Source organism: Neisseria perflava (assembly GCF_002863305.2).
Classification (GTDB): Bacteria; Pseudomonadota; Gammaproteobacteria; order Burkholderiales; family Neisseriaceae; genus Neisseria; species Neisseria perflava_A.
The window spans coordinates 1,172,053-1,197,472 of sequence record NZ_CP136962.1 but is presented as its reverse complement, the minus strand read 5'-3'; the positions used below and the strand labels follow the sequence as shown (position 1 = coordinate 1,197,472).

The window sequence follows — 25,420 nt, the reverse complement described above, 5'->3', positions numbered from 1 at the left end:
GTCTGAATTTGAATTTGGTTGGTTGAGAAGAAGGGAGATTTAATTGAATTTAAACAGCCGGAAGAAGAAAATTTGATTGCGATATGTGAATTGAGCCGTCGGTTTCAAATGAAACCGGTAAAAACATGAAATGCAAAATATAAAGTCAATATAGAAAGATTTGAATTCAGTTGAAGCAAAGGCTGTCTGAAAATGATATTTCAGACGGCCTTTATTGTTTTAAGCCTTATTCCGGACCGCGGAATGTGTCGTGGCAGGATTTGCAGGTTGCACCGGTTTCACCGTAAGCGGCTTTGATTTCTTCGAGCTTGCCGGTTTGGGCAGCGGCGTTGAGTTTTTCAACCGCAGCAACGAATTTTTCTTCTTCGGCTTTGAATGTTGCTGTGTCTGTCCAGATGGCAGGCAGGGCGCGGCCGTTGCCTTGAGGGTCGGATTCAAACAGGGTGAACGGTTTTTTGCTGTTTTCGGCGAAGGTTGCGGCGGCTTGTTTGAATTTTTCTACGTCGTAAGGCTCTTCGTCTTTGACCATTTTGCCCATGCGGGTAAACTCGGGCATCATGGATTTGAACGCGGCCGTACGGTCTTCGGAAATCGGGCCTTTAGGCTGGGAAGGCGCGCCGCTGCCACCGCAGGCGGAAAGCGTAAGCACCACTGTTGCCAAAGCAACAGGGAGAAAACGGGTTTTCATATGGAGTGTGTCCTATTGTAATGATATGATTATCGTTAAATTTAAAATCAGTCGGCCAAACACTCAGGCCGTCTGATAAGGCGTTATCATACCTTAAACCCAAGTCTGAAACGAGTACAGAAAGGAAACGATATGGCAATTTTGATTACCGGGGCATCGGCAGGATTTGGCGCGGCAATGTGCCGTACTTTTGTTGCGGCAGGCTATCATGTCATCGGCGCGGCACGGCGCGAAGACAAATTGCAGCAGTTGGCAGAGGAATTGGGCGAGCAGTTTTACCCTTTGGAAATGGATGTTTCGCGTACGGAGTCGATTCAAAATGCTTTGAACAGCCTGCCCGAGCATTTGTCCGAAATCGATTGCCTGATAAACAACGCCGGTTTGGCTCTAGGTTTGGATACTGCCGATAAAGCCGATTTTGGCGATTGGGAAACCATGATTCAAACCAATATCATCGGCCTGACTTTTCTAACCCGCCAGATTTTGCCGCAAATGGTAGCGCGTAAACAGGGCTATATCATCAATTTGGGTTCGATTGCCGGCAGTTATGCTTATTCCGGCAGTAATGTCTATGGTGCAACTAAGGCTTTTGTGCGCCAATTCAGTATGAACCTGCGCGCCGAATTGGCAGATAAAAATATCCGCATTACCAATATCGAACCGGGTTTGTGCGGCGATACCGAGTTTTCCAACGTCCGTTTCAAAGGCGACGATCAGCGTGCGGCCGAGGTTTATGAGAATGTCGAGTTTATCCAGCCGCAAGATATTGCCGATACCGCTTTATGGCTCTATCAGCGTCCGGCGCGGATGAACGTCAATTCCATCGAAATCATGCCGGTTGCCCAGACCTTTGCAGGCATGAAAGTTTACCGCGATGAGCCTGCTCCGGTGAAGGAAGAAACGTTTGAAAAACAAAGCATGTCTTTGTTTGGAAAAATTAAATCTTGGTTTAAGTAATCGGCATCAGGCCGTCTGAACGTTTCAGACGGCCTCTTTGTTATCTGAAATTGAACAAACACGTTATAATGTAATTTTTTATTAACAAGGCCGTCTGAAAGGCTGTTTCAGTTATGAACGCAATCAAACAAAAAATCTTAGAACAAGCGCAGCGCGATGGTGTGCAGGTAACCGCATTGCGCGAGCAAGTGCTTGATATTGTTTTGAAACAAAGCGGCGTGATTAAAGCCTACAACGTTCTGTCGCAGATGCAGCAGCAAAGCGAGGGCGTGGTTGCGCCGCCGACGGCCTACCGCGCCCTTGATTTTTGGGCGGAGCAGGGCGTTTTGCACAAAGTGGCGGCGGTCAACGGCTATATTCTGTGCAGTCACGCGCAGCACGAGTGCAACGACCATTGCCATGACCACGAAGAAGCCGAAGCGCACCACAGCGCGTTTATTTTGGTTTGTACCGAATGCGGTACAGCAGATGAGCAGACCTTGAGCCAAGAATGGGCGGCATTGCGTGCAGGCGTGGCCGAAACTGGTTTCTCATTAAAAGAAGAACATGTTGTTTTAACAGGAATTTGTAAAAAATGTCAGAAGTAAAAAAGACTAAAGTCCACCTGATTTCAGGCTTCCTCGGAACAGGCAAAACCACCGCCCTTAAAAGTCTGATGGCACAAAAAGACCCGAATGAAAAATGGGTCATCATTGTCAACGAATTTGGCGAAATCGGCATTGACGGCGCCGTCTTGAGCGACAACGGCATTCCCGTAGCTGAAATCGCCGGCGGCTGTTTGTGCTGTACTGTCGGCGCACAAATGGGTACGACCGTACAAAAGATGCTGCGCGATGCCCAACCCGACCGCTTGATGATTGAAGCCAGCGGCCTGGCGCACGCCGCCAGCGTTATCGACGAACTGAAAGCCAAACCGCTCGACAGTATGTTAGAAATCGGTGCAGTCTTTACCGTTGTCGATCCGCGTCAATTCATCAATCCCGATTACGCTCAACAAGCCTTGTATAAAGACCAAATCGGCATTTGCGACGTATTGGTTGCCAGCAAAACCGACTTGTGCACGCCGGAGCAACTGGCCGAATTTCATGATAAAGCGGCCAAGCTGTTCCCGCCCAAAGCCAAAGTGGTTGAAGTCCAAAATGCGCAACTCGACATCCAGTGGCTTGATATTCCCGTGGTCGAAAAATCGCGCTACCGCCTCAAAGCCCTGCCGGACAACACCATGGGCTTCCAGTCGCAAGGTTTCACATTCCCTGCCGGACGCGATTTCGACGGCGAAAAGCTGACCGATTTCTTCAACGACCTGCCTAAATTTACAGACGGTCTCGTGCGTGCCAAAGGCGTGTTCCAAGTGCTTGGTACATGGGTATGGCTGAACTGGGTGGACGGTCAATGGGGCGCAAACCAAGTTTCGTGGCGCCGTGACTCGCGCTTTGAGCTGATTGCCAAATCGTTTGACGCGGATTTAATTGAGAAGAAACTGCAGGAGGCTTTGGAGAAGTAAATCATCGTCCAAACGCTTATTAATCCGTTACGATAACGCCGTCTGAAGCAAGCGGTTTCAGACGGCCTTCAAATCAAAAAAATAGAGGAACACTTAACCATGTGGCGTTATATCTTTCATCGTTTGCTCCTTTTGATTCCCACGTTGTTGGGGATTTTGGCGATTACTTTCGCCGTGATTCAGTTTGTTCCCGGCGGCCCGGTGGAGCAGATGGTTCAGCAGCTGACGCAGGGCGCGGTTGGCGGCGAGACTGCGGGACACAGTATGCCCGGAACTTTGGCCAAAAACGGCAACCGTATCAGTGCGGAGGATTTGGCCGCGCTGAATGCTTTATACGGTTTCGACAAGCCGCCTTTGACGCGTTTTGCCGATATGGTATGGAAATTCGCCCGTTTCGATTTGGGCGAGAGCTTTTTCCATCACCAAACTGTGTTTGAATTGGTGAAAGAAAAAATGCCGGTATCGATGAGTTTAGGTTTGTGGACGTTTTTTCTAACTTATTTGATATGTATTCCGTTGGGTATTGCCAAGGCGGTCAGGGATGGCAGCCGTTTCGATACGATTACGGGTATGATCATTTTGGTCGGCTATACCGTACCGCCGTTTGTATTGGGTTTGGTGTTGCTGGTGTTGTTTGGCGGCGGCAGCTTTTTTGCCTGGTTTCCTCAGGGCGGCTTGGTCGGCGATGATTTTGATACGCTCTCTTGGGCAGGTAAAGTCAAAGATTATTTGTGGCACATGGCCTTGCCGATTACCGCTTCGGTAGCAGGCAACTTGGCGGTGATGACCGTATTGACGAAAAACGTGTTCCTTGAAGAAATCCGCCGTCAATATGTTTATACCGCCCGAGCCAAGGGCTTGCCTGAGAAACAGATTCTGTGGAAACATATTTTCCGCAACGCCATGATTCCTCTGATTACCGGTTTCCCGGCCGCATTTATCGGCGCATTCTTTACCGGAAGCCTGTTGATTGAAACGCTGTTCTCGCTGGACGGGTTGGGTTTGTTGTCTTACGAGGCAGTGATGAAACGCGATTATCCTGTCGTAATGGGTACGCTGTACGTGTTCACGCTGATGGGGTTGTTGGCTAAATTGGTGTCGGATATTTCTTATTCGTGGGTCGATCCGCGCATTCACTTTGGCGGACAGAAATAAGGCCGTCTGAAAATATCTTCAATCCATTATTAAAGAATGTTTCGAACCATGAAAAAGAAAAAATCTACTTCAAACCCTACTTGGCAAGCCTTTAAGCAGCATAAGCGCGGTTGGTTGGCTTTGCGGATTTTGGCCGTTTTGTTTGTCGTCACTTTGCTTGCTCCTTTGTGGAGCAACGACAAACCTTTGTGGATACGCTATCAGGGCGAGTATTTCTTCCCCTTGGTAAACGAATATAACGAAACCGCATTTGGTGGCGATTTCGATACGCCTGCGGATTATTTGGATCCGCTTATCCGTCACAACATCACTTCAGACGGCAATTTTGCCCTTTATCTGCCCAATCCTTACGATGCCGATACCTTAAACGATTTTGATACGGCCCCCGATCCTGCCAAACCGTCCGAACGGCATATCTTGGGAACGGATGACCGCGGCCGCGACCTGTTGGCGCGCTTGGTTTACGGTTTCCGCGATTCACTGCTGTTTGCCTTGGTGTTGACTGTGGTGACTACCGTAATCGGCGTGGTTGCAGGCGCGGTACAGGGTTATTTTGGCGGTAAAACCGACCTTCTGATGCAGCGTTTTATCGAGGTTTGGGGCGGTATGCCGGAGCTGTACCTCCTGATTATCCTGTCTTCGTTCTTTAATCCGGGACTGTTGATTTTGCTGGTATTGCTGTCGCTTTTCGGCTGGATGGGCTTGTCCGACTATGTCCGTGCCGAGTTTTTAAAAAACCGTCAGACCGATTACGTTTTGGCGGCGCGCGCGATGGGCGTGAGCAACCGTGAAATCATGTGGCGCCATATCCTGCCCAACAGCTTGACGCCGGTATTGGCTTTCCTGCCTTTCCGTATTTCCGGTGCCGTACTTGCCCTGACCAGTTTGGACTTCTTGGGCTTGGGCGTACCTGCCTCACAGGCAAGTTTGGGCGAGTTGCTGGCGCAAGGCAAAGACAACTTGGACGCGTGGTGGATCGGCCTGTCTGCCGTCGCTACGCTGACGGTGATGCTGCTTTTGCTGGTCATGATCGGCGAAGGTTTGCGTCAGGCATTTGACGTACGCGCACGCAGTTAATTGCTTTTCTAAAGCGTGAAGAGGGTGGGCTGAAAAGCTTATCCTGCATTCTCAGGGCCGTCTGAAAAGTTTCAGACGGCCTCATCCATTCGTTTGAATCATTAAAAACCATGAATCAAGAAATCACATTTCTTACTCTTTTTCTGCTCGGCTTTTTTGGCGGAACGCATTGCGTCGGTATGTGCGGCGGATTGAGCAGCGCATTTGCTTTGCAGCTGCCGCCACATTTAAACCGAATCGGGCTGATTGTATTGTTGAACTTGGGGCGCATCAGTAGCTATGTCGTCATCGGCCTTCTGGTCGGCTTGGTCGGGCAGGTCGGCATTTCCTTGGACGATACACGCGCAGTTCAAAACGGTTTGTATATTGCCGCCAATGTCTTATTGCTTTTGCTTGGACTGTATCTTGCCGGTATTTCGACTGCCGCAACCAAAATCGAAGGCATCGGAAAACCGATATGGAAACGCCTGAATCCTTTGCTGAACAAATTGTTGCCGATTAAATCGGTGCCTGCCTGTTTCGGCGTCGGCGTGCTTTGGGGTTGGCTGCCTTGCGGTTTGGTGTACAGCGCGTCTTTGTATGCCTTGGGCAGCGGCAATGCTTTGCACGGCGGGCTGTATATGCTGGCGTTTGCATTGGGGACATTGCCGAACCTGCTTGCGATGGGCATATTTGCAGCGCAGTTGAAAACCTTTCTGCAAAAACGCATGGTTCGTTTGTGCGCCGGATTGTTGGTGGCAGGATGGGCGATATGGCGCTTGGCTGTATTTGAGATGGGGCAAATCGGGTAAGGTAAAAAGGTTTTATTTAGTTTGTTGTTTTGCAATCAAAAAGGCCGTCTGAAAGATTTTCAGACGGCCTTTTCACAAGAAAGATTTAATGTATCAAATTCCAAGCCATCTTGGCGGCAATCAGCAGCAACATAATACCGAAGGCGATTTTGAGTTTTCGGGCGGGCAGCTTGTGCGCCGTTTTTACGCCGAGCGGAGCAAAGAGGATGGTGGCAATGCTCAATATGGCCACGGCCGGAAGATAGATAAAGCCTGCCGCGCCTTTAGGCAGGTTGGCAATATGCAAACCGTTGGCAAAATAGCCGATGGTGCCGGCAATCGCAATCGGCCATGCTAAACCTGAAGATGTGCCTATGGCGCGGTGTGCCGGAAAGTTGCAATAGAGTAGAAATGGAACGGATAGCGAGCCGCCACCGATACCGACCCAACTCGAAGCCGCCCCAAAAAGCGTGCCGACGGTTGTCAGGCCGGGGAGGGCAGGCAGGGTGCGTGAAGGTTTGGGTTTGGAATCGCGTAGGGTTTTAAGTGCGATAAAGGCAAGAAATGCAATAAAGAAAACTTGCAAAGCCAGCGTCGGCATATATTTTGCCGTTGCTGCGCCGAGGAGTACGCCAAGTATCATGCCCGGCGTCATCCGGCGGACGGTCGCCCAATCGATGGCGTGCTTTTTATGTTGGGCGTACATACTAGAGAAGGTGGTAAACACCATGACGGCAAAGGAAGTGCCGATGGCAAGATGCTGTGCATAGGGGTGGCCGCCTATACCTTGCAGTTGCAATGCCCATAAGACGACAGGGACGATCAACGTGCCACCGCCTACGCCGAATAGTCCGGCAATAAAGCCCGCCGCGCTGCCGACGGCGAGCAGGGCAAGGATGATGTCCCAAGACCACATTTCAGACGGCCTTGTCGTGTTTGTGAGTTTTATGGCGTTTTTTAAACCAACGGATGACTGCCATCACATAACCGGACAGGCTGTAACCGAGGAAAAATAGGAAGAGGACGAGAGAAGGCTCCCAGTTGATGAGCAGCAATACCAACACGGCCAACACCATGCCCATAAACGGTACTTGGCGGCGGATGTTGATTTCTTTGAAGCTCCAAAACGGAATCTGCACAATCATGGAAATGCCGGCAAACAGGGTGATACCCAATGCCCACCAATGCACGCCGGGGAAGCGTTCGATGCTGTGGTTGACCCAAATCAGGCCGACAATCAACGCAGCGGCGGTCGGGCTGGGCACGCCGATAAACCAGCGTTTGTCGACTTTGCCGATAAGCGTGTTGAACAGTGCCAAACGCAGAGCGGCGCAGGCGCAGTAGATAAAGGCGACGGAATAGCCGATTTTGCCAAACTGCCAAAGTTGCCATTTGTAGGCAATCAGGGCAGGCGCGACGCCGAAACTGACCATATCGGCGAGGCTGTCGAGCTGTTCACCGAATGCGCTCTGGCTGTTGGTCAAGCGGGCAACGCGTCCGTCCATGCCGTCGAGCAGCATGGAAAGGAAAACTGCAATCGCCGCTGTTTCATAACGTCCGTGCATGGACTGGGTAATGGCAAAGAACGCGCAAAACAGTGCGGCGATGGTAAAGGAATTGGGCAGCAGGTAAATGCTGTTTTTGCGGATGGAGTTGCGTGGAGGAATCGGATTTTCTGTATTTTGTGCGTTGTCCATAATGTTTCCGTATATGCTGCGTGTGCAGATGAGGCATTATACCGCATTGGTTGGTTAAGGATTTTTAAAAGGCAGACATAGTTTCACTTCAATCGCATAAAGCTTCAGACGGCCTTTATTTTATCAGTCAAACAACTCGCCCTGCGCCTGCTCTTTGGTCACGCGTACATCGGTTTCGCCGTCGGCAAAAGTGATGTGCAGTTTTTGCCCTTGTTTCAACGTATCGGCATTGCGGATGACTTGTCCGCGGGTGTTTTTGACGACCGAGAAGCCACGCTCCAGAATATGCTGCGGCGATACGGCTTCGAGCAATGCGGTTTGGGCGGTCAGGCTTTGACGGTGGTGGGCAAGCAGCTGGTGGAAGGAATGCGATAGGGTCGACTGAAAGCGGTCGATGTTGTGTTTGTAAATGGAAACATCAGGACGGCAATGTTTCAGGGTTTGGGTTTGGCGTTCAAAACGGGCGGTATGGGCACGGAGATTTTGCGTCATCGAGTAAGACAGCATTTGCGCCAGCTTGCTGATTGAAGCGCGCTGATCGTCAAGTTTTTGGCGCGGATGACGGATTTGCCGCGCCAACCAGTCGAGTTTTTGGCTGGCATCGAAATATCGTTGCTCCAAAACAGTTTTCAGACGGCCTTGCGCTTGGGCTAGACGATGTAGCGATTCTTGGCGGTTGGGGCTGACCAATTCTGCCGCGCCGGTCGGTGTCGGTGCGCGCACGTCGGCAACAAAGTCGGCGAGCGTGAAATCGGTTTCGTGTCCTACGCCGCTGACGACCGGAATCGCGCAGGCTTCAATGGCGCGCACGACCGGTTCTTCGTTAAACGCCCACAAGTCTTCAATGCTGCCGCCGCCGCGACAGACAATCAATACGTCACACTCGGCGCGTTGCGAAGCGGTTTTAATCGCTTGGGCAATTTGCAATTCGCTGCCTGTGCCTTGAACGGGCGTTGGATAAACGATAACGGGGATTTCGGGCGCGCGGCGGTTTAAGGTGGTTACAACATCGCGCAATGCCGCCGCCGCCAGACTGGTAACGATGCCAATACATTGCGGACGGGCAGGTAACGGTTTTTTGCGTTCCGCCGAAAACGCACCCTCCGCCTGCAACTGCGCTTTCAATCGTTCATAGGCTTCGTAAAGCTGCCCCAAACCTTTGAGCCACACCTCATTTACGGTAATTTGAAATTCGCCCCGCGCTTCATAAATACTGATTTTTCCTGATACCTCGATATGGTCGCCTTCTTTCAAAGGCTTCGCCAAGCGCATGGCCGCACCCTTAAACATCGCGCAACGCACCTGAGCGCGGCTGTCTTTGAGCGAGAAGTAATAATGTCCGCTGGCGGCACGGGTCAGGTTGGATACTTCACCAGCAATCCACAAGCCTGCAAGATGGTCTTCCAGCAAAGCTTTGGCAAGGGCGTTGAGTTCGGATACGGAAATGGAGGAGGGCGCGAAAAGTTCGGACATTGCGAAACAGGAAAAATTTGGGAAAGCTGAATTATAAGGGTTTTAGGACGATTCGTTGTATTCGTTTTTATGAAACTTGCGTCCTTTGTTTTAATATTATCAAAGCCGCATGTTCAGACGGCCTTGTCCGGGCAGGCTTGTGTTATATTATCGTTTGATTTTCGCTTCAAAAGCCGTGCGTATGCCCAAACTCCACCAAATTATCGAGCGCCATTGGCAATCCCCCAATCCGTTTTTGTCTTTGCTGTTAAAACCATTGTCCAAGCTGTTTGCCAAAATTGCGGCGAAACGGCGCGATGATTTTGTTTCAGGCCGTCTGAAAAGCGAAAAATTGCCTGTGCCAGTGGTGGTGGTCGGCAATATCCATGCAGGCGGAACAGGGAAAACGCCGATAGTCGCCGCGCTGGTGTCGGGTTTGCAGAAAAAGGGCGTTAAGGTCGGCATCATCAGCCGGGGTTACGGGCGCAAGAGCAAGGCGGTTCATGTATTGAATACAGCCAGCAGCGCGGCAGATGCAGGCGACGAGCCTTTATTGCTGTTTCGCCAAACCGGTGCGCCGACGGCGGTAGGCAGCAGCCGTGCAGAAGCAGTTAGGGCATTGCTTGCGGCGCATCCGGAGCTTGAATTGATTGTGGCCGACGACGGTTTGCAACATTATGCCTTGCAGCGCGATATGGAAATTGCCGTATTTCCGGCGGCAGATACGGGGCGGATGGATTTGGATTTACTGCCCAACGGCAGCTTGCGCGAACCTTTGTCTCGGTTGGCTTCCGTTGATGCGGTTGTCGTCAGCGGCGGAAAAGCAGATGTGGCGTTTAGGCCGTCTGAAAATATGTTTGCCAGCCATATTGAAACAGGGCGGATTTACCGTTTGAACAGGCCGTCTGAAATACTGGATACAGGCCGTCTGAAAAACCAAACCGTCGCCGCCGTCGCCGGTATCGCCAAACCGGAGCGTTTTTTCGATTCGCTGCGGAATATGGGCATTACCTTGAACCAAACCGTCGCACTGCCCGACCATGCCGATATCGCAGTAGCAGACTTGCCCAATGCGGATGTGGTCATTATTACGGAGAAAGATGCGGTCAAGTTTTCAGACGGTCTTAATCTGAATCATGTATGGGTATTGCCTGTTTGTGCGATAATTGAGCCGGACTTGGCGGCGTTTGTATCCGCGAATGTTTCAATCTAAATGCTTATAGATGTTTCACAGATGTTTTAAAGATGATCTTCAAACTACGCAATAGGAGTAAATCATGAAGTTAAAATATTTGTTGGTCGCTTGTGCAGCTTTATTTGTATCCACTCAAAGCCTGGCTGCTAAACCAAGTGATGAATCTGCAATGAAATGGTTGGAGATTCAAGGGATAAGCAATAATTATAGCGAGAAAGTACAACGTTCTTTGGAGATGGTGAATAAAGAGGACAATGAGCGCTTGTTAACGATGACGCCCAAAGCTCAAAAAGCGCAGATGAAGGCAGTCATCAGCCGTTATATGAAAAATATGCAAGACGATTTGAGTCGCCCTGAGTTGAAAAAGCAATGGTTGGATGAAGAAAAGCGTGCCGTACAGAAAGTATTTACACAAGAAGAAGTCGATGTAACCAACCGTTTTTTCTCTTCAGCTCAGGGAAAAAATATTTTGAAAAAGATAAGAAGTTTACAACAGCATGGTGGAAATCTTGAGGATATGTTGAGCTAATCGGATATAGAAAAGATGGCTGAAGCATTTGGGCATGGTGCCGGTAAGTCTGCGCTCGAAAAAGTCAAACATTTCGATAAGCTGAGTGATGAGATTATCCAAAAAAACATGAGTCAAAACTACCTCAATGCAAGTGATAAATATACGCCCGCTTTTGAGGAGCAGACACATGGTATTTTATGCAAGGGCAACAAAAATTTGCCGAAATGTGCCAAATAATTCTCCGATCATCTGTAAATATTTATTTTTTGTTGAAAGGTAGAAAAAAATGAAACTGAAAACCTTATTATTGCCCGTCGCCGCGCTGGCATTGTGTGCCAACGCATTTGCCGCCCCACCCAGCGATGCGTCGCTGGAGCGTCTGTTTGAAGTACAGAAGATGGATGCCCTGTTAGACCAGTCTTTCCAAAGCATGGAGAGCATTGTGCTTTCCGATCCGAATGCACAGAAATTTTTGAAAGATGTGCCGGAAGACAAACGTCCGCAGTTGGAGGCGGTATTGAAAAAGTATGCAAACCAATCAATTGCCGAAATCAATACGCCGCAAGTGCGCGCCCAATTGCGTAAAGCGACTTTAGACGGCATGAAGACGGTTTATACGCAGGAAGAAGTCAACGCATTGATTGGCTTTTACAGCACGGCGGTAGGTCAATCGATAATGGACAAAACGCCGCGCTATCTTGAGGCAACGGTGAAACCTATGATGGACATCCTTGCCGGCAAATACACCCAATCCAACCAAAGCGCAAACCTGAGACGTGAAATCCGCCAAATCATGTGCGAAGGCAAAAATCCTGCCCAAGCCTGCGCCAAACAGCATAACAAACCGGCACGGAAAAAATAATGCCGCTTGAGGTCGTCTGAAAACGAGCGAAGCAAGTTTCGCCAAAACGAGCGAAGCGAGCTTCGCTAAAACCATCAAACCCGAAAGAAACCCCATGGAAAAAAAATTCTTAGACATCCTCGTCTGCCCCGTTACCAAAGGCAGGCTGGAATATCATCAGGACAAACAGGAATTGTGGAGCCGTCAGGCGAAGCTGGCTTATCCGATTAAAGACGGCATCCCTTATATGCTGGAAAACGAAGCACGAGCGTTGAGCGAAGAGGAACTGAAAGCATGACCGAATTTGTCGTATTGATTCCGGCGCGGCTGGATTCATCGCGCCTGCCCGGAAAAGCCTTGGCGGACATCCACGGCAAACCGATGGTTGTACGCGTTGCCGAACAAGCAGCAAAAAGTGAGGCTGCGCGTGTTGTCGTTGCCACCGACCATCCCGATATTCAGACGGCCTGTCAGGCGCATGGTGTCGAAGTGGTCATGACTTCCAATCAACACGAAAGCGGTACAACGCGCCTTGCCGAAGCGGCCAATACGCTGAAACTGCCGCAACATCTGATTGTCGTGAACGTACAAGGCGACGAGCCTTTAATCGATCCCGAACTCATCAACCGTACGGCTGAAGTTTTGGTTGAAAACAATGTGCAAATGGCGACGGCCGCCCACGAATTGCACGATTTTGACGAGTTTATGAATCCTAACGTTGTCAAAGCCGTCCTCGACAAAAACCGCAACGCCATCTATTTCAGCCGCGCCCCGATTCCTTATCCGCGCGACGCCATGCGCGCCGAAAAACGCGAATTACCTTCAGAAACAACTGTTTTGCGCCATATCGGCATTTATGCCTATCGTGCAGGTTTCCTGCAACGCTATTCCGAAATGGAAGTTTCTCCTTTGGAAACCATTGAATCTCTGGAACAATTGCGCGTCCTGTGGCACGGTTATCCGATTGCCGTTGAAATTGCCCAAGAAGCGCCAGCCGCCGGCGTGGATACGCAGGAAGATTTGGACAGGGTAAGGGCTGTGTTCGAGGCCGTCTGAAAGGAAAAAACATGAATGATTTACGCCATTTGAGCCGTGACGAACAAAAACTGCTTGCCGATGTCGCTTTGCTGGTCAAAGACGACGATCAAGAGTTCAACTACGAAATGTTGAAAGTGGCCGCGCCCGACGAGGCCAGCGGCGAATTTTGGTTTCGCATGGCAGAAATGCTCAGCACCCTGCCGCCCAACCAATCCTTAGATTTGCGCATGACCGGCGGACGGTTGGCGGTCGCCGTATCGATTTTATCGGTGTTGTTGCAGGAAAGCCCCGATATTCCCCAGCTTTGGGCACAAAAAGTGATTGCGCTCAACTATCTGGCACACGGCCATCGGACACGTGCCCTCGGTTTAGCGCAACAGCCGGACAAAGCGGCAGAAGCCAACGAGGAAGAATATTTGGCAAAAGCCTTGTCCCAAAACCTACTTTCCACGTTGAAAGACGCGTTGGAACGCTTCCCTGAAGACAGCTGGTTTATCGAAATGCGCGATGATGCGTGGCAGCACTTTGGCACAGAACAGGCCGTCTGAAGTTTTGAACGATAAACGCAAGGCGTGTAGAATTAAACAAACATTAAATCCATAAACCAAGAAGGACTCATCATGAAAGTATTATTGTTGGGCGCACCAGGCGCCGGCAAAGGCACACAGGCTCAATTCATCACTGCTGCATTCGGCATTCCTCAAATCTCTACCGGCGATATGCTCCGCGCTGCCATCAAAGCAGGCACTCCGCTGGGTTTGGAAGCAAAAAAAATCATTGATGAAGGCGGTTTGGTACGCGACGACATCATTATCGGCATGGTTAAAGAGCGCATTGCCCAAGATGACTGCAAAAACGGTTTCCTGTTTGACGGTTTCCCACGCACATTGGCGCAAGCCGAAGCTATGGTTGAAGCCGGTGTGGATTTGGATGCCGTGGTTGAAATCGATGTGCCTGACAGCGTGATTGTCGACCGCATGAGCGGCCGCCGTGTGCATTTGGCTTCCGGCCGTACTTACCACGTTACCTACAATCCGCCTAAAGTTGAAGGCAAAGACGACGTAACCGGCGAAGATTTGATTCAACGCGACGACGACAAAGAAGAAACCGTGAAAAAACGCCTTGCCGTTTACCACGAGCAAACCGAAGTTTTGGTTGATTTCTACAGCAAATTGGAAGGCGAACACGCGCCTAAATATATCAAAGTTGACGGTACCCAAGCAGTAGAAACCGTGAAAGCCGAAGTATTGAAAGGTTTGGGCAAATAAGTTTTGCCGAAGTAAAATCATGAGGCCGTCTGAAAAAATATTTTCAGACGGCCTTTTTCATTATTGTATAAATCAACTGAATTTTTGTTCCAGTTCTTTTGCAAGAGTCCATCCTGCTGCTTCAAGTAATGCAACAGAAATAGTTGGTGCAACAACGCTGCCTAAGCCTGGAATTAATTTTGACAATTCTTTTGCTATTGTTTTTATGGGTTGTTTTAACATGGTATTTTTAATTGCAGCTATAGCCATTGCCTTGGCAGCCGCTTCGGTCATATTACCACCAAAAACAGCACAAAGGCTTGTGCACATAGTAGTCATTGTAACCATATCTGTAGCGATACCAAGTCCTGGTACGGGTATGGCGTTGCCTGCGGCAGCAGCAATTGCATGAGAATGAATAATTTTATGGCATTTTGATTCTTGGTCCGGTGTCATGGTTTTCTCACAATAGGTAAAGTATAAAATCATTAAATACTACGTTATTCGTAGTAAATAATCAAGAGAAATATACGAAATTCGTAACTTTGATTTTTAGGATAGAAGTTATGAATTTACAAGAAGTTTTTATAAAGCGATTTAAGGAAGCGAGAAAAGCAAAAAATTTGACGCAGGAGAAGCTGGGACTGGCGATAGGATTAGATGAGTTTGTGGCGAGTACGCGTATTAATCGCTATGAGAAAGGAAATCATCAGCCTGATTTAAATACTTTGCAGAAAATTGCTGAAGTATTGGAAGTTCCACCAGCCTTTTTTTTCAGTGATGATGAATTTTCTGTAAAAATTTTAGATTTATATAAGAATAATTAAGGTGTGTTGTGATGAGGCCGTCTGAAAAAATATTTTCAGACGGCCTTTTGTGTACAAAAGCTGTTAAAATCGAAGCTATAACCGTTTATCCGCAGGCATCTTATGAATCCCTTAATCTCCGACTTCCAAACCCAGCAACAACGTACTCCCGTCATCGTCGCCCTTGATTTTGCCAACGAAAAAGATACGCTCGGATTTGTTCGTAATCTTGACCCGACATTGTGTCAAATCAAAATCGGCAAAGAGCTGTTTACCGCAACCGGCCGTAGTTTGGCAGAAAGCTTAATCAATCAAGGTTTCAAACTTTTCCTCGATTTGAAATACCACGATATTCCCCACACAGTTGCTCAGGCCTGTAAAGTTGCTGCCGATATGGGCGTTTGGATGGTCGATATGCACGCCTCCGGTGGCCGCCGCATGATGGAAGCCGCCGTAGAAGCCGTTGTCGGATATCACACCAAGCCGCTTTTGATCGGTGTAACCGTGTTGACCAGCATGGAACAAAGCGACTTGGCCGAAATCGGTTTGAACATCGCCCCTGAAGAACAAGTCATCCGCTTGGCGAAACTGGCGCAAAGTTCAGGCTTGGACGGCGTGGTCTGCTCCGCCCAAGAAGCTGCACCGTTGCGCCGCGAATTGGGACAAGATTTCGTCTTGGTCACACCGGGTATCCGCTTGGACGTTGCCAGTAATAATGACGATCAACGCCGCATCATGACCCCGGCCGAAGCATTGGCGGCAGGCTCGACTTATCTGGTAATGGGCCGTCCGGTAACCAAAGCTGCTGATCCGGTAGCCGTATTGCGCGAAGTGAACCGCGTGGCGAATGCTTAAGTATAATAATTTTGATGTTGTTCAAAGAAACTATCTCACTTTGATACGGTAGATAAATAGCCAGAAAATTTCAGCTTGGAAAGGAATTTGTCCGATGTCTCAATGTAGTCCAGATGTGAGTAATATTTTTGATCTTGATGCATTCCCGGAAGATGATTTGCTTGTAACGGATGCACCTGTTGGATGGTATGCAATCGTATCGCATAAAATTGTCAAAGAAGGGCTTCCTGTTAGATTCATGTATCGGGAGCATCAAGGAAATTTACCATTTGACAGCGGATGGCGAGTATTTTCCGGAACAGAAGATAATGAATACACGAATAATCCTGAAAATTTCTCTTTTCATAGTTTAACGCGGCTTACTCATTATCAAGCAGATGTTGGAGAGCTGTTTTGGATGGATATTGGTAGTGTTTTTGAAAAAAAAGAAGGAGAGGATTGTTTTTCTCCTGTTGCCGATTGGTCTCCTTTCGACTTTGAAGAATAATAAAAAGTCAGATTTTATTTTTAATCAGTAAATCTGCCAGATAAGTGCTGAGAATATATTGAAGTTTTCACACATATAAACAACTTATTTTGGAGTGCATAAAATGCCCACCAAGTTCCAACAAGAAACCCTCAAATCACGTTTTTCACAAGCCAAAGTCCTTGTTGTCGGCGATGTGATGCTCGACCGTTATTGGTTTGGTGATGTGTCCCGTATTTCTCCTGAAGCCCCCGTGCCGGTGGCGAAAATCGGACGTATCGACCAACGCGCGGGTGGCGCGGCAAACGTTGCGCGCAATATCGCCTCATTGGGCGGTAAAGCAGGGCTGTTGTCCGTTACCGGCGATGATGAAGCTGCAGATGCACTGGATGCGTTGATGGCGCAAGACAGTGTTTCTTCCTATCTGATGCGTGACAAGCAAATTGCGACTACTGTCAAACTGCGCGTTGTTGCCCGTAATCAGCAGCTTATCCGACTTGATTTTGAAGAGCCGCCTCATCGTGAAGTGTTGGAACAAATCAAGCAGCAATACCGCGAAGTGTTGCCTGAATATGATGCCATTATTTTTTCAGATTACGGCAAGGGCGGTTTGTCGCATATTTCCGATATGATCGATTGGGCGAAGCAGGCCGGTAAACCCGTTTTAATCGACCCGAAAGGTGATGATTACGAAAAATATGCCGGCGCTACGCTGATTACGCCTAACCGTGCAGAATTGAAAGAAGTGGTGGGTAGCTGGAAAAACGAAAACGATTTGACCGAGAAAGCCCAAAATCTGCGCCGCCATCTCGACTTGACCGCTATTTTGCTGACCCGAAGCGAAGAGGGTATGACCTTGTTCAATGAGGGCGAGCCGATTTATCAGCCTACACGGGCTCAAGAAGTTTATGATGTATCCGGTGCGGGCGATACCGTTATTGCCGGAGTGGGTTTGGGTTTGGCGGCAGGTTATACCATGCCCGAAGCGATGCACCTTGCTAATACGGCGGCAGGCGTTGTCGTGGCAAAACTTGGTACGGCGGTGTGCTCGTTTGCCGAATTGACCAAGGCATTGGAAGAGCAATAATGATTGTTTCAGACGGCCTTAAAATTCTAAATGCCGTCTGAAAATAAGAGTTGGAAAATAATCCAGACAGAAAAGTTTTTATTTTCAGACGGCATGATTACTTCAAGGCCGTCTGAAAAATCAAAATAAAGGAAACTCATTATGACCATTATCGTAACAGGCGCGGCCGGCTTTATCGGCAGCAACATCGTTAAAGCACTTAACCAGCGCGGTATTACCGACATTGTTGCCGTTGACAATCTGAGCAAAGGCGAAAAATTTAAAAACCTTGCCGAGTGTGAAATTGCCCATTATCTCGATAAACACGAATTCATCCGCCAAGTGCGCGGCCATCTTCTGCCTTACGATAATATCGAAGCGGTTTTCCATCAAGGTGCGTGTTCCGACACGATGAACCACGACGGCCTCTACATGATGGACAACAACTATCAGTACACGCTCGACCTCTTGGACTGGTGTCAGGACGAACGTATTCCGTTCCTCTACGCCTCCAGCGCCGCCGTGTACGGCAAAGGCGAAATCTTCCGCGAAGAGCGCGAACTGGAAAAACCACTCAATGTGTACGGCTACTCTAAATTCTTGTTTGACCAAGTATTGCGCCGCCGCATGAAAGAAGGTTTGACCGCCCAAGTCGTCGGCTTCCGTTACTTCAATGTTTACGGGCAACAAGAGCAACATAAAGGCCGTATGGCATCCGTCGCCTTCCACCATTTCCACCAATACCGAGAACACGGCTATGTTAACCTGTTTGGCGCCAATGACGGCTACGGCAACGGCGAGCAAACACGCGACTTTGTCAGCGTAGAAGACGTCGCCAAAGTTAACCTTTACTTCTTCGATCATCCTGAGCTTTCAGGTATCTTTAACCTCGGTACAGGCCGCAGCCAACAGTTTAACGAACTCGCCGCCGCAACCGTCAACGCCTGCCGTGCGGCCGAAGGCAAGCCTGAAATGAGTTTGAAAGAGTTGGTTGAAGAAGAACTTATCCGTTATATCCCATTCCCAGATGCACTTAAAGGCAAATATCAGAGCTTTACTCAAGCGGACATAACCAAGCTGCGCGAAGCCGGGTATAAAGAAGAATTCTTGGATGTAAAACAAGGCGTCAGTCGTTACGTTAAATGGATGCTGGAGAAATTGGTTTAAGTCCTTCTAATTTGAATGATAAGGCCGTCTGAAAAAGGATTTTCAGACGGCCTTATCATTTTGGGAAATTTTGCAAAGGTCTCAGTTCGTCAAAACGGCAAAACAGGTTGAAATCGATGCGGGTGATGAGGCTGTGTTCGAGTTCGGGATCGGATAGGCTGTGCCATTTTCTGAGCAGGACGGCTTTGAACATGGACAACAGGGGATAGGTGGGACGGCCGCGGTGGTCTCGGAGGTAACGGTTTTTTTGACGATTCAGGTATTGTTCGATCGGTTGCCAATCAATCACCTGATCCAACTTCAATAGTGGAAAGCGGTCGATGTGTTTGGCGATTATGGCTTGGGCGGTTTGCTGGAAGAAGGTGCTCATGGAAAATCCCCTAAATGTCTTGGTAGGAATTTAGGGGATTTTTGGGAATTTTGCAAAGGTCTCAATTTGCTTTTCTTCGATGAAAATTGAAATAGTAAGGCTCCATTAGGGTAGAAGTGTATCTGCTGGAGTATTTGTAAAAGCTGTTGAGGTACTTAGATGTGAATAAATGAAATGAGATGATGCTATAACCAGTAAAACAAAAATGACTGGGAGTTTTTTAGTCTATTTATATTTATGTTTTTTAATGGGGCTGTACTAGACTAGCCCTAAATTTCACACCACTCCCGCAGGATTTTAAGCTGCCGGGAGGGTGTGCCGAAGTTAAACCGAAATTCGCATTCTTTCAAGAACAGCGGGAAGAATTTGCGTTCGATTCCGTTGTATTTGCGTAAGACGCGTTTTGCCTGATTCCAAAAATTATCAATGCCGTTAATGTGGTTCTGACGGTCTGCAAATTCCTTGGAATGGTTGATGCGGTAATGAATAAAACCGCTCACGTCCAACTTGTCGTAACTGCTCAGACTATCGGTATAAACAATACTGTCCGGCATAATTTTCTGTTTGATAACAGGCATCAGAGTATCGGACTTGGCATTATCTACGACAACGGTATAGCCCTGTCCGTTGCGTTTCAGGATGCCAAAGACAACTACTTTTCCTGCTGCACCGCGACCACGTCTGCCTTTACGCCGTCCGCCGAAATAACTTTCGTCCAGCTCAACAGAGCCCTCAAAAACCTCATCGGCAGCCAAGGCCAAATGATGGCTGATAACCGTGCGGATTTTACGGTAGAACAATGCTGCCGAATTGGGATGGATACCCAAAATATCGGCGGCAGGACGGGCGGTAACTTCCAGTACAAAAAAACGGAGCAGTTCTTTCTGTACTTTTTTCTTTAATTTGCAGTGCGTTATCTTCATATTTCGAGGGTAACATATCTGCTAATCTAGTACAGCCCCTAAGGGAAATATATGTAAGCTGGAGAACGTTGCGATTATTTGGGTAAATATGTAGATGCAAATACCAACAGATTCGGATATTTCAACACAGTTTATATCACTCTAGACTCAATCGCTAGGTAGATTAAGAAACGAAATAAAGGAACGATAGCCTTCATATAACGACCGCTTACCCCAAAAGACGTCTCGGGAGAAGCACTGACTATTAATAATGATTGGATAGAAAACCCTCCTGCAAAATTAAACTGATTAGGGGACAAGATGTAACTACAAACAAGACAACGAGAAATTATCTACCTTATTTATAATTTAAATATAGAAGTGATACGGTTGGTCATCATTGTTGCTTTAAGTCCAATTTCACTACCGCATTTTGGACATTTTTCAAGTTTAGGCAGCAAAACATCCGATTTATTGACCACAGCTTGTCGCCAATCACATTGACTACATGCCCATTGTTGTGGCGTTTTTAACGAAACAGGCATGATTAATCTCCTTTCACAAATGGATAAAATGGGTTACCCCATGCTTCGTCGAGCGGATTGTTCATCATGACGTGCAAAAATACGGGAAGGATTTTGCTTAAAAACGCACAAGCTGATTTGACTTGTTCGCGGTTGGCAGAACTGTTCCATGTTGCGCCACCATGTACGATTTGATTACGCAGTGTATATAAGCGGTCAAACACTGCTATCAGCAAAGTATCGGTATCCTGCTGCGCTAATGCTGAACTAATTTTCTGATTGGCCACGTAAAAATTGTGTTCAAATTCATCTCGTGAAATCGAACCATTATGAAAATCCCAAAATGATTGAAATACATAACGATTGTTAACCAGTGCGCGAAGATCTGAAGAAAACACTTGCCATACTAAGTTATAAATTTGCTTATCCTCATCCAAGCGACAAATCCGATTGAGAAATTCGCGTAATACAGCTCTATCTTGGCTAGTTTTAAGATTGAAATCGCGGGCATAAATTGCGTTAAATGCAATCCATAGTGACACAAAACCAAAATCCCAATCACTTTGCGTTTTTTCTAATACTTGCCATGCAGTTTTCGATAAGCGTGTTTTGGAGTGTGGTGTATTGATTTTTAAGGCTCGATTAAGTTCGCAAGAACCACCGTCTGCTAACAACACTTCAGCGCGTTTCAGCCAGCTAATTGCGCGATGAATGCGTAGGCGGAAAGGTTCAGGATAATGGTTACGTTGGTCGTGGTGTAGTTGGTTTAAATCGTCTAAATCCATATCAACTCCCTTTTTTTTCTTGTTGAAACTTTTGACATATTTCAACATTTAATTGTACAAATTTTTGCCAAGTTATTTGTTCATTCAAATGAGTTGCGTAAAATTCTTCTATCCGACAAATCAAAGGTCGGTCTAAATAAATTTGGCATAATTTACTGGAATCATCAAAATGGCGACAAGTGCCATCACCTCTGTCCAAAAAAGCAGTTAATTTGCTTTCATTGACACGGCGACAGCACTCGCCACATGCATTACATGGAAACGGTTCACGCATTGTATGCTACAGTGTAATATGCTGATAATTGCTCAATCCATTCACTATTTTGGCGGTCATCGTTTCTGAAACCTTGGCGCAAAGCGTGAATTTGTTTCATGATATTGGTAAAAATTTCATCAGTTACTTTTTCAGTATGTTCACGCATTATATTTTCAAATCGCGAAGCAATATCGTTTGATATGTCGGTAATTTGTTGCATAGTACGTTCACGTTGGCGATTGTGTTCATCGATTTTTTGTTGCATTTGCGTGGTTTGGCTATCTTCTGTAAATATATCTTTTAATGCAAATAGGCCTGTAATCATGGGACCGATATACGGTAATTTATTCATAATTGCCTTAGCCCATTTCTCCATTGTTTTAATTCCGATGCCTTTCATAAGCTCAGGAAGATATTTTTTTACAAATTTCAATGATTCCACAATATATTCAGGTTTTGCTAATTTAGTTAATCGCTCCACAGTTTGCGCCATCATTTCAGGTGAAATTTGTGATGCTTCTTGCACAATTGATTCTACATTCTCCATTGAAGGCGAAGAATTATCTATATTTTGAATATTGATATTAGCCATTTCAAAATTACTTGGTGGAATTTCTGCTTGAATATTATCGATATCTACCTGTAATTGTTGCATTAAGGCTTCAACTTCATTTTGTAAAGTATTATTCACTTTTTCTGCGCTGTATTCAAAGGCTGCCTGAATACATTTTTCGATATCTGATTCAGATAAATTTTCTTCTCCAAAAACGTTACGACGTAATTGACGTTGAACTTCGCTTCCAATGCGATTACGTTCATTGGCAATTGCTTGACGTACATTGCGACGAACTTGATTTTTATTGCGTTCAATATTTTTTAGCAAGTCATCGTATTTTTTTACCATATCTGCTTGCGAACGCATTTTCAATATATTCAGGCTGCCTGAAAGAAAATCGACTAACGCATTTTTCAAACGAACATAAATTGTATCTTGTGAAATGCTTTGCAAAAATTCAGTCAAACGCTTTTCAAATTCAGGAAATCCGCTACTTTCTAGCAAAGCTGATTTATTTTCCGTTTTAGCTTTAAGAGCACTTTTCGCATTTACTCGCACAATAGGGATATCTTTTAAAACATTACTTAACCCCGATTTAGCTGCTAATTCTTGCAGACGTGATTGCGTTTGGTCTTTCAGTTTTTGAAAATCTTCAATAGCCAACGGTTGCTTTTCATTGAATACCAAAAAGACTTGTTTACGCGCTTTGACCAACTCTAATAATTTGGACAAGGTTCCCAACTCTTCTGCCACACCTACAGGATTAACCACAAAAATAACCGCATCGGCTTTCAACATTTCTTCATCGGTAATTTGTTCATGTTCAATCGGTGCATCTACACCTGGCGTATCCAGGATATCGTATTGCCTCCAACGATATGCACTCACGCTATCTGTTTTAGGTACATCATCGATTTCTGCGACTACTTTGCCCAGTAGTGCGTTAATCAAGGTACTTTTACCAGCGTTGTACACGCCGTACACCATAATATGTGCATCCGGTTTTTTACGTTTGTCTTCAAACATGGTTTGCACAGTTTGAAATTCAGTGGTTTCAAACTGATTAGTTTGAACAAAATGAGCCGTTTTATCATAGGTTTGAAATAAAATTTCTGCTTGAATACTCATGTTTCTACCTTTTTATAGAATAAATTACATTTGTTTTAATACAAGTTCTACATCATCATGCAAATCTTGTAATTGATTTTCCATGTGCTGTACATCATCGTTTAAGTCTTGAAGCAACTTTTTCGCTTCTTGTAAAACTTGGTTGAGTAGTTTATCGGCACTCTGTGAGATTTGTTGGCTAACTGCTTCCGAATAAGCTGTTATCGCAACATAACGGATTTCATGGAAATTGTCCCCCACAGGTAAAGAAATTCTTTCGGTAATTGATGATGCATCACTGCCTAATACGTTACCTAACATACCACCTACAAAACTACCTGCTACCGCTCCAGCTGGTCCACCAATAAATGCGCCAATACCCATCCCAATCAAAGTACCAATACCCGAATTACGCTTCTTCGTTCCAGAACTCACACCTGAAACAATTTCTTGCTGTTGCATTTCCACTGAAAAATCAGGTAGCTTAATCATGTCGCTACTATTGAAATCATCGCTAATTTCTTTTTGGAAATCGTTCATAATTTCATCAAACACATTTGCCAAATGTTTTTGTACGATTTTGGCACTTTCTTTGCTTAATTTTTGTTGCGCTGTCTGAATCCCCTGTTTCTTCTGGCTATCTGAATGATTTTCCAGTAGATCAAATTCATGATTAACTGCATTGGTAATATCGGATTTTGCTTTCGACTGCACCGCAGAAATGCTTTTAGGCAATTTATTTTGTAAATTCACGACCGTTTTTTCAAAATCTGCCAATAAACTACGGTACGGCGCAATATCGCGTACACAATCACTCACAAAATTTTTAAAATTAGTCATCGGTACACGCTTTTTCATCGATACACCTTCAGCATGAATCAAATCGTGCAATACAGTGAAAAACTGGCCCATGCCACTATCTTGGAATAATTCAGGTTCTCGCTCGTGCAGTTGGGCATAATGCGCCGAAAATGAAATGATTTCCATATTATTTGTTGCAGGTAAATTAAGTTTTTCCAATGCGTCAGCCACATAGCTACGCTGCTTTGCACAGGTATCGGTGTCTTTCATTACAAGGACTTGGATGATTTGTTCATTTTCATCTTCATCTTCTTCAGTTGTATCACTACCTGTGAGCAATAAAACGGTTTTTTTATCTTTGTGAAATAATTCACGGATTTCTGCCAAATCGGTTTCGCGTCCAGGCGCATCTGATTTCATGGTGTACAAAATTAAATCAGCATGTTCCACATAATCACGCGCTAATTGACCATTTTCGCTATTCACAGAATGCAGACCAGGTGAATCTACCCAAGTTAAACCCGACAAACGAAAACCTTGAATAGAACTGGTTGCTTCGGTCGCGCCAACACGAAATTCTTGTTTATTTTCCGCTTCTTTAAGTGCGTCGCCGCTAGCTACATTGGTGCGATCGTGCGAAAAATATTGTGGCTGTAAAGCTTCATGAATTGATTGTTTTAAATTAGGTACGGTATCAGGGTCGGTATTGCCCCAAGCAACATAATTGCCTAACGAGCTTTTGCCAGATTTCACTTTGCCATAAACAAATACCAGCAATGAATCGTTAAAATTTTGGCGAAACGCCACGCCCTTGTCGCGCCCTGCAATTTTTTTATCCCATTCTTCATTAGTTCTAGTCAGCACATCCATAAATTGACTGACTTGTTGTGCCAAAGGATTTTTTTCAGGTAGCCTTTTTTTTGCATCTTGCAAACGCCGAGACAAATTATCGTAAAAAGTACGGCGCAAACTTTCAAAAGCTTGGTCTTTGGATTGTGCATCATTCAGTGCTTGGCTAAATTGCACTTTCAGTTGTTCAAATGATTTCAACAAATCGGCGCGTGTAAGTACAGCATTCATAAGTTATTTCCCCTTAATTTCATGGATGTTTGTAAAATAGATTGTTTTAATTGTTGAGCTTCTTGCAACGTCAATTGAGAATCTTCAATCTCTTGCAAGGCATAGTGCAAATCGATATCTGGAGTAATTTCGACGTCATACATTGTTTTCACATAATTCAGATTAACTTCGGTTTTGTGCAAGGGTTGCATTTCTGTGTTTTGCGTAGAAATGCCAAAAAAATTATACTGATTATTTTCGTTAATATATTCTTTAATAGAGCAATGTCCGCCAAATTTCATTGAGAAATAGGGCACAACATTGTTTTCAATCGTCTCTTGCGTTTCTGATAAGCGTGTATCAAATTGTTCACGCAACAACTGTTTTGATGCTTGTTTTTGTGCCTTTTTACGTTCTTTTGCGGCCTGTTTTTTTGCAGCTTTTGCTTGTGCTGCCTGGTCATTATCGTTGTCGTCGTTGTTATCGCTAGAATCACTACGAGAACCTACAATAGCAGCACCTAGCAGCACCGCTGCTCCTGCAACTAAAAATGGTATTGCCATAATTA

Annotated in this window: 31 protein-coding genes and 1 pseudogene; 19 read left to right on the top strand and 13 right to left on the bottom strand. The window is 46.3% G+C overall.

Annotation, left to right across the window (positions count from 1 at the left end):
* Positions 1 to 226 precede the first annotated feature (226 nt).
* Positions 227 to 688 carry a c-type cytochrome gene (locus CYJ98_RS05590; RefSeq protein ID WP_070633434.1) on the bottom strand — a complete coding sequence of 154 codons (462 nt, stop codon included), beginning with the start codon at positions 686 to 688 and terminating at the stop codon, positions 227 to 229.
* 132 nt (positions 689 to 820) lie between these two features.
* Between CYJ98_RS05590 and CYJ98_RS05585 the strand changes: the two genes are divergently transcribed.
* The 6 genes from CYJ98_RS05585 to CYJ98_RS05560 all read left to right on the top strand — a co-directional run bounded on the left by CYJ98_RS05585 (position 821) and on the right by CYJ98_RS05560 (position 6,172).
* The gene (locus CYJ98_RS05585; protein ID WP_070607715.1) at positions 821 to 1,645 is read left to right on the top strand and encodes an SDR family oxidoreductase; all 825 of its coding nucleotides are present in this window, start codon (positions 821 to 823) and stop codon (positions 1,643 to 1,645) included.
* 113 nt (positions 1,646 to 1,758) lie between these two features.
* On the top strand, positions 1,759 to 2,232 hold the full coding sequence (locus CYJ98_RS05580; RefSeq protein WP_049329244.1) for a Fur family transcriptional regulator: 474 nt from the start codon (positions 1,759 to 1,761) through the stop codon (positions 2,230 to 2,232).
* Positions 2,220 to 3,149, top strand: a complete 930-nt coding sequence (locus tag CYJ98_RS05575; RefSeq protein ID WP_101755404.1) for a CobW family GTP-binding protein — start codon at positions 2,220 to 2,222, stop codon at positions 3,147 to 3,149. The genes CYJ98_RS05580 and CYJ98_RS05575 overlap by 13 nt, the downstream gene beginning before the upstream one ends.
* A gap of 99 nt (positions 3,150 to 3,248) precedes the next feature.
* Positions 3,249 to 4,304, top strand: coding sequence for an ABC transporter permease subunit (locus CYJ98_RS05570; RefSeq protein ID WP_003746080.1), 1,056 nt, complete (start codon positions 3,249 to 3,251; stop codon positions 4,302 to 4,304).
* Positions 4,305 to 4,340: 36 nt separating this feature from the next.
* Entirely contained in the window at positions 4,341 to 5,381 is a 1,041-nt protein-coding gene (locus CYJ98_RS05565) for an ABC transporter permease (RefSeq protein ID WP_063076440.1), read from the top strand.
* Positions 5,382 to 5,491: 110 nt separating this feature from the next.
* On the top strand, positions 5,492 to 6,172 hold the full coding sequence (locus tag CYJ98_RS05560; protein ID WP_101755405.1) for a sulfite exporter TauE/SafE family protein: 681 nt from the start codon (positions 5,492 to 5,494) through the stop codon (positions 6,170 to 6,172).
* Between the two features lie 85 nt (positions 6,173 to 6,257).
* Here the strand turns inward: CYJ98_RS05560 and CYJ98_RS05555 are convergent, their stop codons facing one another.
* The 3 genes from CYJ98_RS05555 to xseA form a co-directional block, all read right to left on the bottom strand.
* On the bottom strand, positions 6,258 to 7,067 hold the full coding sequence (locus tag CYJ98_RS05555; RefSeq protein ID WP_101755406.1) for a sulfite exporter TauE/SafE family protein: 810 nt from the start codon (positions 7,065 to 7,067) through the stop codon (positions 6,258 to 6,260).
* Position 7,068: 1 nt separating this feature from the next.
* On the bottom strand, positions 7,069 to 7,848 hold the full coding sequence (gene pssA, locus CYJ98_RS05550; protein ID WP_101755407.1) for a CDP-diacylglycerol--serine O-phosphatidyltransferase: 780 nt from the start codon (positions 7,846 to 7,848) through the stop codon (positions 7,069 to 7,071).
* A 123-nt stretch (positions 7,849 to 7,971) separates the two neighbouring features.
* Positions 7,972 to 9,321 carry an exodeoxyribonuclease VII large subunit gene (gene xseA, locus CYJ98_RS05545; protein WP_101755408.1) on the bottom strand — a complete coding sequence of 450 codons (1,350 nt, stop codon included), beginning with the start codon at positions 9,319 to 9,321 and terminating at the stop codon, positions 7,972 to 7,974.
* A 181-nt stretch (positions 9,322 to 9,502) separates the two neighbouring features.
* On the opposite strand from xseA, the gene lpxK reads away from it, so the two are divergent.
* The 8 genes from lpxK to adk all read left to right on the top strand — a co-directional run bounded on the left by lpxK (position 9,503) and on the right by adk (position 14,153).
* The gene (lpxK, locus tag CYJ98_RS05540; RefSeq protein WP_101755409.1) at positions 9,503 to 10,513 is read left to right on the top strand and encodes a tetraacyldisaccharide 4'-kinase; all 1,011 of its coding nucleotides are present in this window, start codon (positions 9,503 to 9,505) and stop codon (positions 10,511 to 10,513) included.
* Positions 10,514 to 10,577: 64 nt separating this feature from the next.
* Positions 10,578 to 11,024 carry a hypothetical protein gene (locus tag CYJ98_RS05535; RefSeq protein WP_240315431.1) on the top strand — a complete coding sequence of 149 codons (447 nt, stop codon included), beginning with the start codon at positions 10,578 to 10,580 and terminating at the stop codon, positions 11,022 to 11,024.
* A gap of 15 nt (positions 11,025 to 11,039) precedes the next feature.
* The gene (locus tag CYJ98_RS05530) at positions 11,040 to 11,243 is read left to right on the top strand and encodes a hypothetical protein (protein WP_240315432.1); all 204 of its coding nucleotides are present in this window, start codon (positions 11,040 to 11,042) and stop codon (positions 11,241 to 11,243) included.
* Between the two features lie 49 nt (positions 11,244 to 11,292).
* Positions 11,293 to 11,868, top strand: a complete 576-nt coding sequence (locus CYJ98_RS05525; RefSeq protein ID WP_101755410.1) for a DUF2059 domain-containing protein — start codon at positions 11,293 to 11,295, stop codon at positions 11,866 to 11,868.
* Between the two features lie 94 nt (positions 11,869 to 11,962).
* Positions 11,963 to 12,145 carry a Trm112 family protein gene (locus CYJ98_RS05520; protein WP_002221286.1) on the top strand — a complete coding sequence of 61 codons (183 nt, stop codon included), beginning with the start codon at positions 11,963 to 11,965 and terminating at the stop codon, positions 12,143 to 12,145.
* On the top strand, positions 12,142 to 12,903 hold the full coding sequence (kdsB, locus tag CYJ98_RS05515) for a 3-deoxy-manno-octulosonate cytidylyltransferase (protein ID WP_101755411.1): 762 nt from the start codon (positions 12,142 to 12,144) through the stop codon (positions 12,901 to 12,903). Before CYJ98_RS05520 ends, kdsB begins: the two co-directional genes overlap by 4 nt.
* Before the next feature lie 11 nt (positions 12,904 to 12,914).
* Entirely contained in the window at positions 12,915 to 13,433 is a 519-nt protein-coding gene (locus tag CYJ98_RS05510) for a 3-deoxy-manno-octulosonate cytidylyltransferase (protein ID WP_101755412.1), read from the top strand.
* A gap of 72 nt (positions 13,434 to 13,505) precedes the next feature.
* Complete coding sequence (gene adk, locus CYJ98_RS05505) at positions 13,506 to 14,153, top strand: adenylate kinase (RefSeq protein ID WP_049359612.1); 648 nt, start codon at positions 13,506 to 13,508, stop codon at positions 14,151 to 14,153.
* A gap of 72 nt (positions 14,154 to 14,225) precedes the next feature.
* Here the strand turns inward: adk and CYJ98_RS05500 are convergent, their stop codons facing one another.
* Positions 14,226 to 14,588 (bottom strand): hypothetical protein, encoded by a 363-nt coding sequence (locus CYJ98_RS05500; RefSeq protein ID WP_063076449.1) that lies wholly within the window; start codon positions 14,586 to 14,588, stop codon positions 14,226 to 14,228.
* Positions 14,589 to 14,698: 110 nt separating this feature from the next.
* On the opposite strand from CYJ98_RS05500, the gene CYJ98_RS05495 reads away from it, so the two are divergent.
* The 5 genes from CYJ98_RS05495 (at position 14,699) to rfaD (ending at position 18,492) form a co-directional block, all read left to right on the top strand.
* Complete coding sequence (locus CYJ98_RS05495) at positions 14,699 to 14,959, top strand: helix-turn-helix domain-containing protein (protein WP_101755413.1); 261 nt, start codon at positions 14,699 to 14,701, stop codon at positions 14,957 to 14,959.
* 102 nt (positions 14,960 to 15,061) lie between these two features.
* Positions 15,062 to 15,793: an orotidine-5'-phosphate decarboxylase gene (gene pyrF, locus CYJ98_RS05490; RefSeq protein WP_101755414.1), complete on the top strand. Its 732-nt coding sequence runs from the start codon at positions 15,062 to 15,064 to the stop codon at positions 15,791 to 15,793.
* 94 nt (positions 15,794 to 15,887) lie between these two features.
* Positions 15,888 to 16,280, top strand: coding sequence for an immunity protein Imm33 domain-containing protein (locus CYJ98_RS05485; RefSeq protein WP_101755415.1), 393 nt, complete (start codon positions 15,888 to 15,890; stop codon positions 16,278 to 16,280).
* 103 nt (positions 16,281 to 16,383) lie between these two features.
* Positions 16,384 to 17,346 carry a D-glycero-beta-D-manno-heptose-7-phosphate kinase gene (gene rfaE1, locus CYJ98_RS05480; RefSeq protein ID WP_101755416.1) on the top strand — a complete coding sequence of 321 codons (963 nt, stop codon included), beginning with the start codon at positions 16,384 to 16,386 and terminating at the stop codon, positions 17,344 to 17,346.
* A gap of 141 nt (positions 17,347 to 17,487) precedes the next feature.
* Complete coding sequence (gene rfaD, locus CYJ98_RS05475; protein WP_070588377.1) at positions 17,488 to 18,492, top strand: ADP-glyceromanno-heptose 6-epimerase; 1,005 nt, start codon at positions 17,488 to 17,490, stop codon at positions 18,490 to 18,492.
* An 82-nt stretch (positions 18,493 to 18,574) separates the two neighbouring features.
* Here the strand turns inward: rfaD and CYJ98_RS05470 are convergent.
* From CYJ98_RS05470 to CYJ98_RS05435, 8 genes and pseudogenes are all read right to left on the bottom strand, one after another.
* A pseudogene (locus tag CYJ98_RS05470) lies at positions 18,575 to 18,862 on the bottom strand (transposase); the annotation flags it as partial.
* A gap of 269 nt (positions 18,863 to 19,131) precedes the next feature.
* Entirely contained in the window at positions 19,132 to 19,785 is a 654-nt protein-coding gene (locus CYJ98_RS05465) for an IS1595 family transposase (protein ID WP_180947860.1), read from the bottom strand.
* Between the two features lie 341 nt (positions 19,786 to 20,126).
* Positions 20,127 to 20,309 carry a hypothetical protein gene (locus tag CYJ98_RS05460; protein ID WP_101756412.1) on the bottom strand — a complete coding sequence of 61 codons (183 nt, stop codon included), beginning with the start codon at positions 20,307 to 20,309 and terminating at the stop codon, positions 20,127 to 20,129.
* 2 nt (positions 20,310 to 20,311) lie between these two features.
* Positions 20,312 to 21,073 carry a HEPN domain-containing protein gene (locus CYJ98_RS05455; protein WP_101756413.1) on the bottom strand — a complete coding sequence of 254 codons (762 nt, stop codon included), beginning with the start codon at positions 21,071 to 21,073 and terminating at the stop codon, positions 20,312 to 20,314.
* A gap of 1 nt (position 21,074) precedes the next feature.
* Entirely contained in the window at positions 21,075 to 21,347 is a 273-nt protein-coding gene (locus CYJ98_RS05450; protein WP_101756414.1) for a YkgJ family cysteine cluster protein, read from the bottom strand.
* Positions 21,340 to 23,013: a GTPase gene (locus tag CYJ98_RS05445; protein WP_101756415.1), complete on the bottom strand. Its 1,674-nt coding sequence runs from the start codon at positions 23,011 to 23,013 to the stop codon at positions 21,340 to 21,342. Before CYJ98_RS05445 ends, CYJ98_RS05450 begins: the two co-directional genes overlap by 8 nt.
* Positions 23,014 to 23,037: 24 nt before the next feature.
* Positions 23,038 to 24,873, bottom strand: coding sequence for a dynamin family protein (locus CYJ98_RS05440; RefSeq protein ID WP_101756416.1), 1,836 nt, complete (start codon positions 24,871 to 24,873; stop codon positions 23,038 to 23,040).
* Entirely contained in the window at positions 24,870 to 25,415 is a 546-nt protein-coding gene (locus CYJ98_RS05435; protein WP_143485326.1) for a hypothetical protein, read from the bottom strand. Before CYJ98_RS05435 ends, CYJ98_RS05440 begins: the two co-directional genes overlap by 4 nt.
* Between the last annotated feature and the right edge of the window lie 5 nt (positions 25,416 to 25,420).

Excerpts from the sequence above, each read along its gene's own strand:
- CYJ98_RS05590 (WP_070633434.1), bottom strand. The coding sequence starts at position 688 with ATGAAAACCCGTTTTCTCCCTGTTGCTTTGGCAACAGTGGTGCTTACG.
- CYJ98_RS05585 (WP_070607715.1), top strand. The coding sequence starts at position 821 with ATGGCAATTTTGATTACCGGGGCATCGGCAGGATTTGGCGCGGCAATG.
- CYJ98_RS05580 (WP_049329244.1), top strand. The coding sequence starts at position 1,759 with ATGAACGCAATCAAACAAAAAATCTTAGAACAAGCGCAGCGCGATGGT.
- CYJ98_RS05575 (WP_101755404.1), top strand. The coding sequence starts at position 2,220 with ATGTCAGAAGTAAAAAAGACTAAAGTCCACCTGATTTCAGGCTTCCTC.
- CYJ98_RS05570 (WP_003746080.1), top strand. The coding sequence starts at position 3,249 with ATGTGGCGTTATATCTTTCATCGTTTGCTCCTTTTGATTCCCACGTTG.
- CYJ98_RS05565 (WP_063076440.1), top strand. The coding sequence starts at position 4,341 with ATGTTTCGAACCATGAAAAAGAAAAAATCTACTTCAAACCCTACTTGG.
- CYJ98_RS05560 (WP_101755405.1), top strand. The coding sequence starts at position 5,492 with ATGAATCAAGAAATCACATTTCTTACTCTTTTTCTGCTCGGCTTTTTT.
- CYJ98_RS05555 (WP_101755406.1), bottom strand. The coding sequence starts at position 7,067 with ATGTGGTCTTGGGACATCATCCTTGCCCTGCTCGCCGTCGGCAGCGCG.
- pssA (WP_101755407.1), bottom strand. The coding sequence starts at position 7,848 with ATGGACAACGCACAAAATACAGAAAATCCGATTCCTCCACGCAACTCC.
- xseA (WP_101755408.1), bottom strand. The coding sequence starts at position 9,321 with ATGTCCGAACTTTTCGCGCCCTCCTCCATTTCCGTATCCGAACTCAAC.
- lpxK (WP_101755409.1), top strand. The coding sequence starts at position 9,503 with ATGCCCAAACTCCACCAAATTATCGAGCGCCATTGGCAATCCCCCAAT.
- CYJ98_RS05535 (WP_240315431.1), top strand. The coding sequence starts at position 10,578 with ATGAAGTTAAAATATTTGTTGGTCGCTTGTGCAGCTTTATTTGTATCC.
- CYJ98_RS05530 (WP_240315432.1), top strand. The coding sequence starts at position 11,040 with ATGGCTGAAGCATTTGGGCATGGTGCCGGTAAGTCTGCGCTCGAAAAA.
- CYJ98_RS05525 (WP_101755410.1), top strand. The coding sequence starts at position 11,293 with ATGAAACTGAAAACCTTATTATTGCCCGTCGCCGCGCTGGCATTGTGT.
- CYJ98_RS05520 (WP_002221286.1), top strand. The coding sequence starts at position 11,963 with ATGGAAAAAAAATTCTTAGACATCCTCGTCTGCCCCGTTACCAAAGGC.
- kdsB (WP_101755411.1), top strand. The coding sequence starts at position 12,142 with ATGACCGAATTTGTCGTATTGATTCCGGCGCGGCTGGATTCATCGCGC.
- CYJ98_RS05510 (WP_101755412.1), top strand. The coding sequence starts at position 12,915 with ATGAATGATTTACGCCATTTGAGCCGTGACGAACAAAAACTGCTTGCC.
- adk (WP_049359612.1), top strand. The coding sequence starts at position 13,506 with ATGAAAGTATTATTGTTGGGCGCACCAGGCGCCGGCAAAGGCACACAG.
- CYJ98_RS05500 (WP_063076449.1), bottom strand. The coding sequence starts at position 14,588 with ATGACACCGGACCAAGAATCAAAATGCCATAAAATTATTCATTCTCAT.
- CYJ98_RS05495 (WP_101755413.1), top strand. The coding sequence starts at position 14,699 with ATGAATTTACAAGAAGTTTTTATAAAGCGATTTAAGGAAGCGAGAAAA.
- pyrF (WP_101755414.1), top strand. The coding sequence starts at position 15,062 with ATGAATCCCTTAATCTCCGACTTCCAAACCCAGCAACAACGTACTCCC.
- CYJ98_RS05485 (WP_101755415.1), top strand. The coding sequence starts at position 15,888 with ATGTCTCAATGTAGTCCAGATGTGAGTAATATTTTTGATCTTGATGCA.
- rfaE1 (WP_101755416.1), top strand. The coding sequence starts at position 16,384 with ATGCCCACCAAGTTCCAACAAGAAACCCTCAAATCACGTTTTTCACAA.
- rfaD (WP_070588377.1), top strand. The coding sequence starts at position 17,488 with ATGACCATTATCGTAACAGGCGCGGCCGGCTTTATCGGCAGCAACATC.
- CYJ98_RS05465 (WP_180947860.1), bottom strand. The coding sequence starts at position 19,785 with ATGAAGATAACGCACTGCAAATTAAAGAAAAAAGTACAGAAAGAACTG.
- CYJ98_RS05460 (WP_101756412.1), bottom strand. The coding sequence starts at position 20,309 with ATGCCTGTTTCGTTAAAAACGCCACAACAATGGGCATGTAGTCAATGT.
- CYJ98_RS05455 (WP_101756413.1), bottom strand. The coding sequence starts at position 21,073 with ATGGATTTAGACGATTTAAACCAACTACACCACGACCAACGTAACCAT.
- CYJ98_RS05450 (WP_101756414.1), bottom strand. The coding sequence starts at position 21,347 with ATGCGTGAACCGTTTCCATGTAATGCATGTGGCGAGTGCTGTCGCCGT.
- CYJ98_RS05445 (WP_101756415.1), bottom strand. The coding sequence starts at position 23,013 with ATGAGTATTCAAGCAGAAATTTTATTTCAAACCTATGATAAAACGGCT.
- CYJ98_RS05440 (WP_101756416.1), bottom strand. The coding sequence starts at position 24,873 with ATGAATGCTGTACTTACACGCGCCGATTTGTTGAAATCATTTGAACAA.
- CYJ98_RS05435 (WP_143485326.1), bottom strand. The coding sequence starts at position 25,415 with ATGGCAATACCATTTTTAGTTGCAGGAGCAGCGGTGCTGCTAGGTGCT.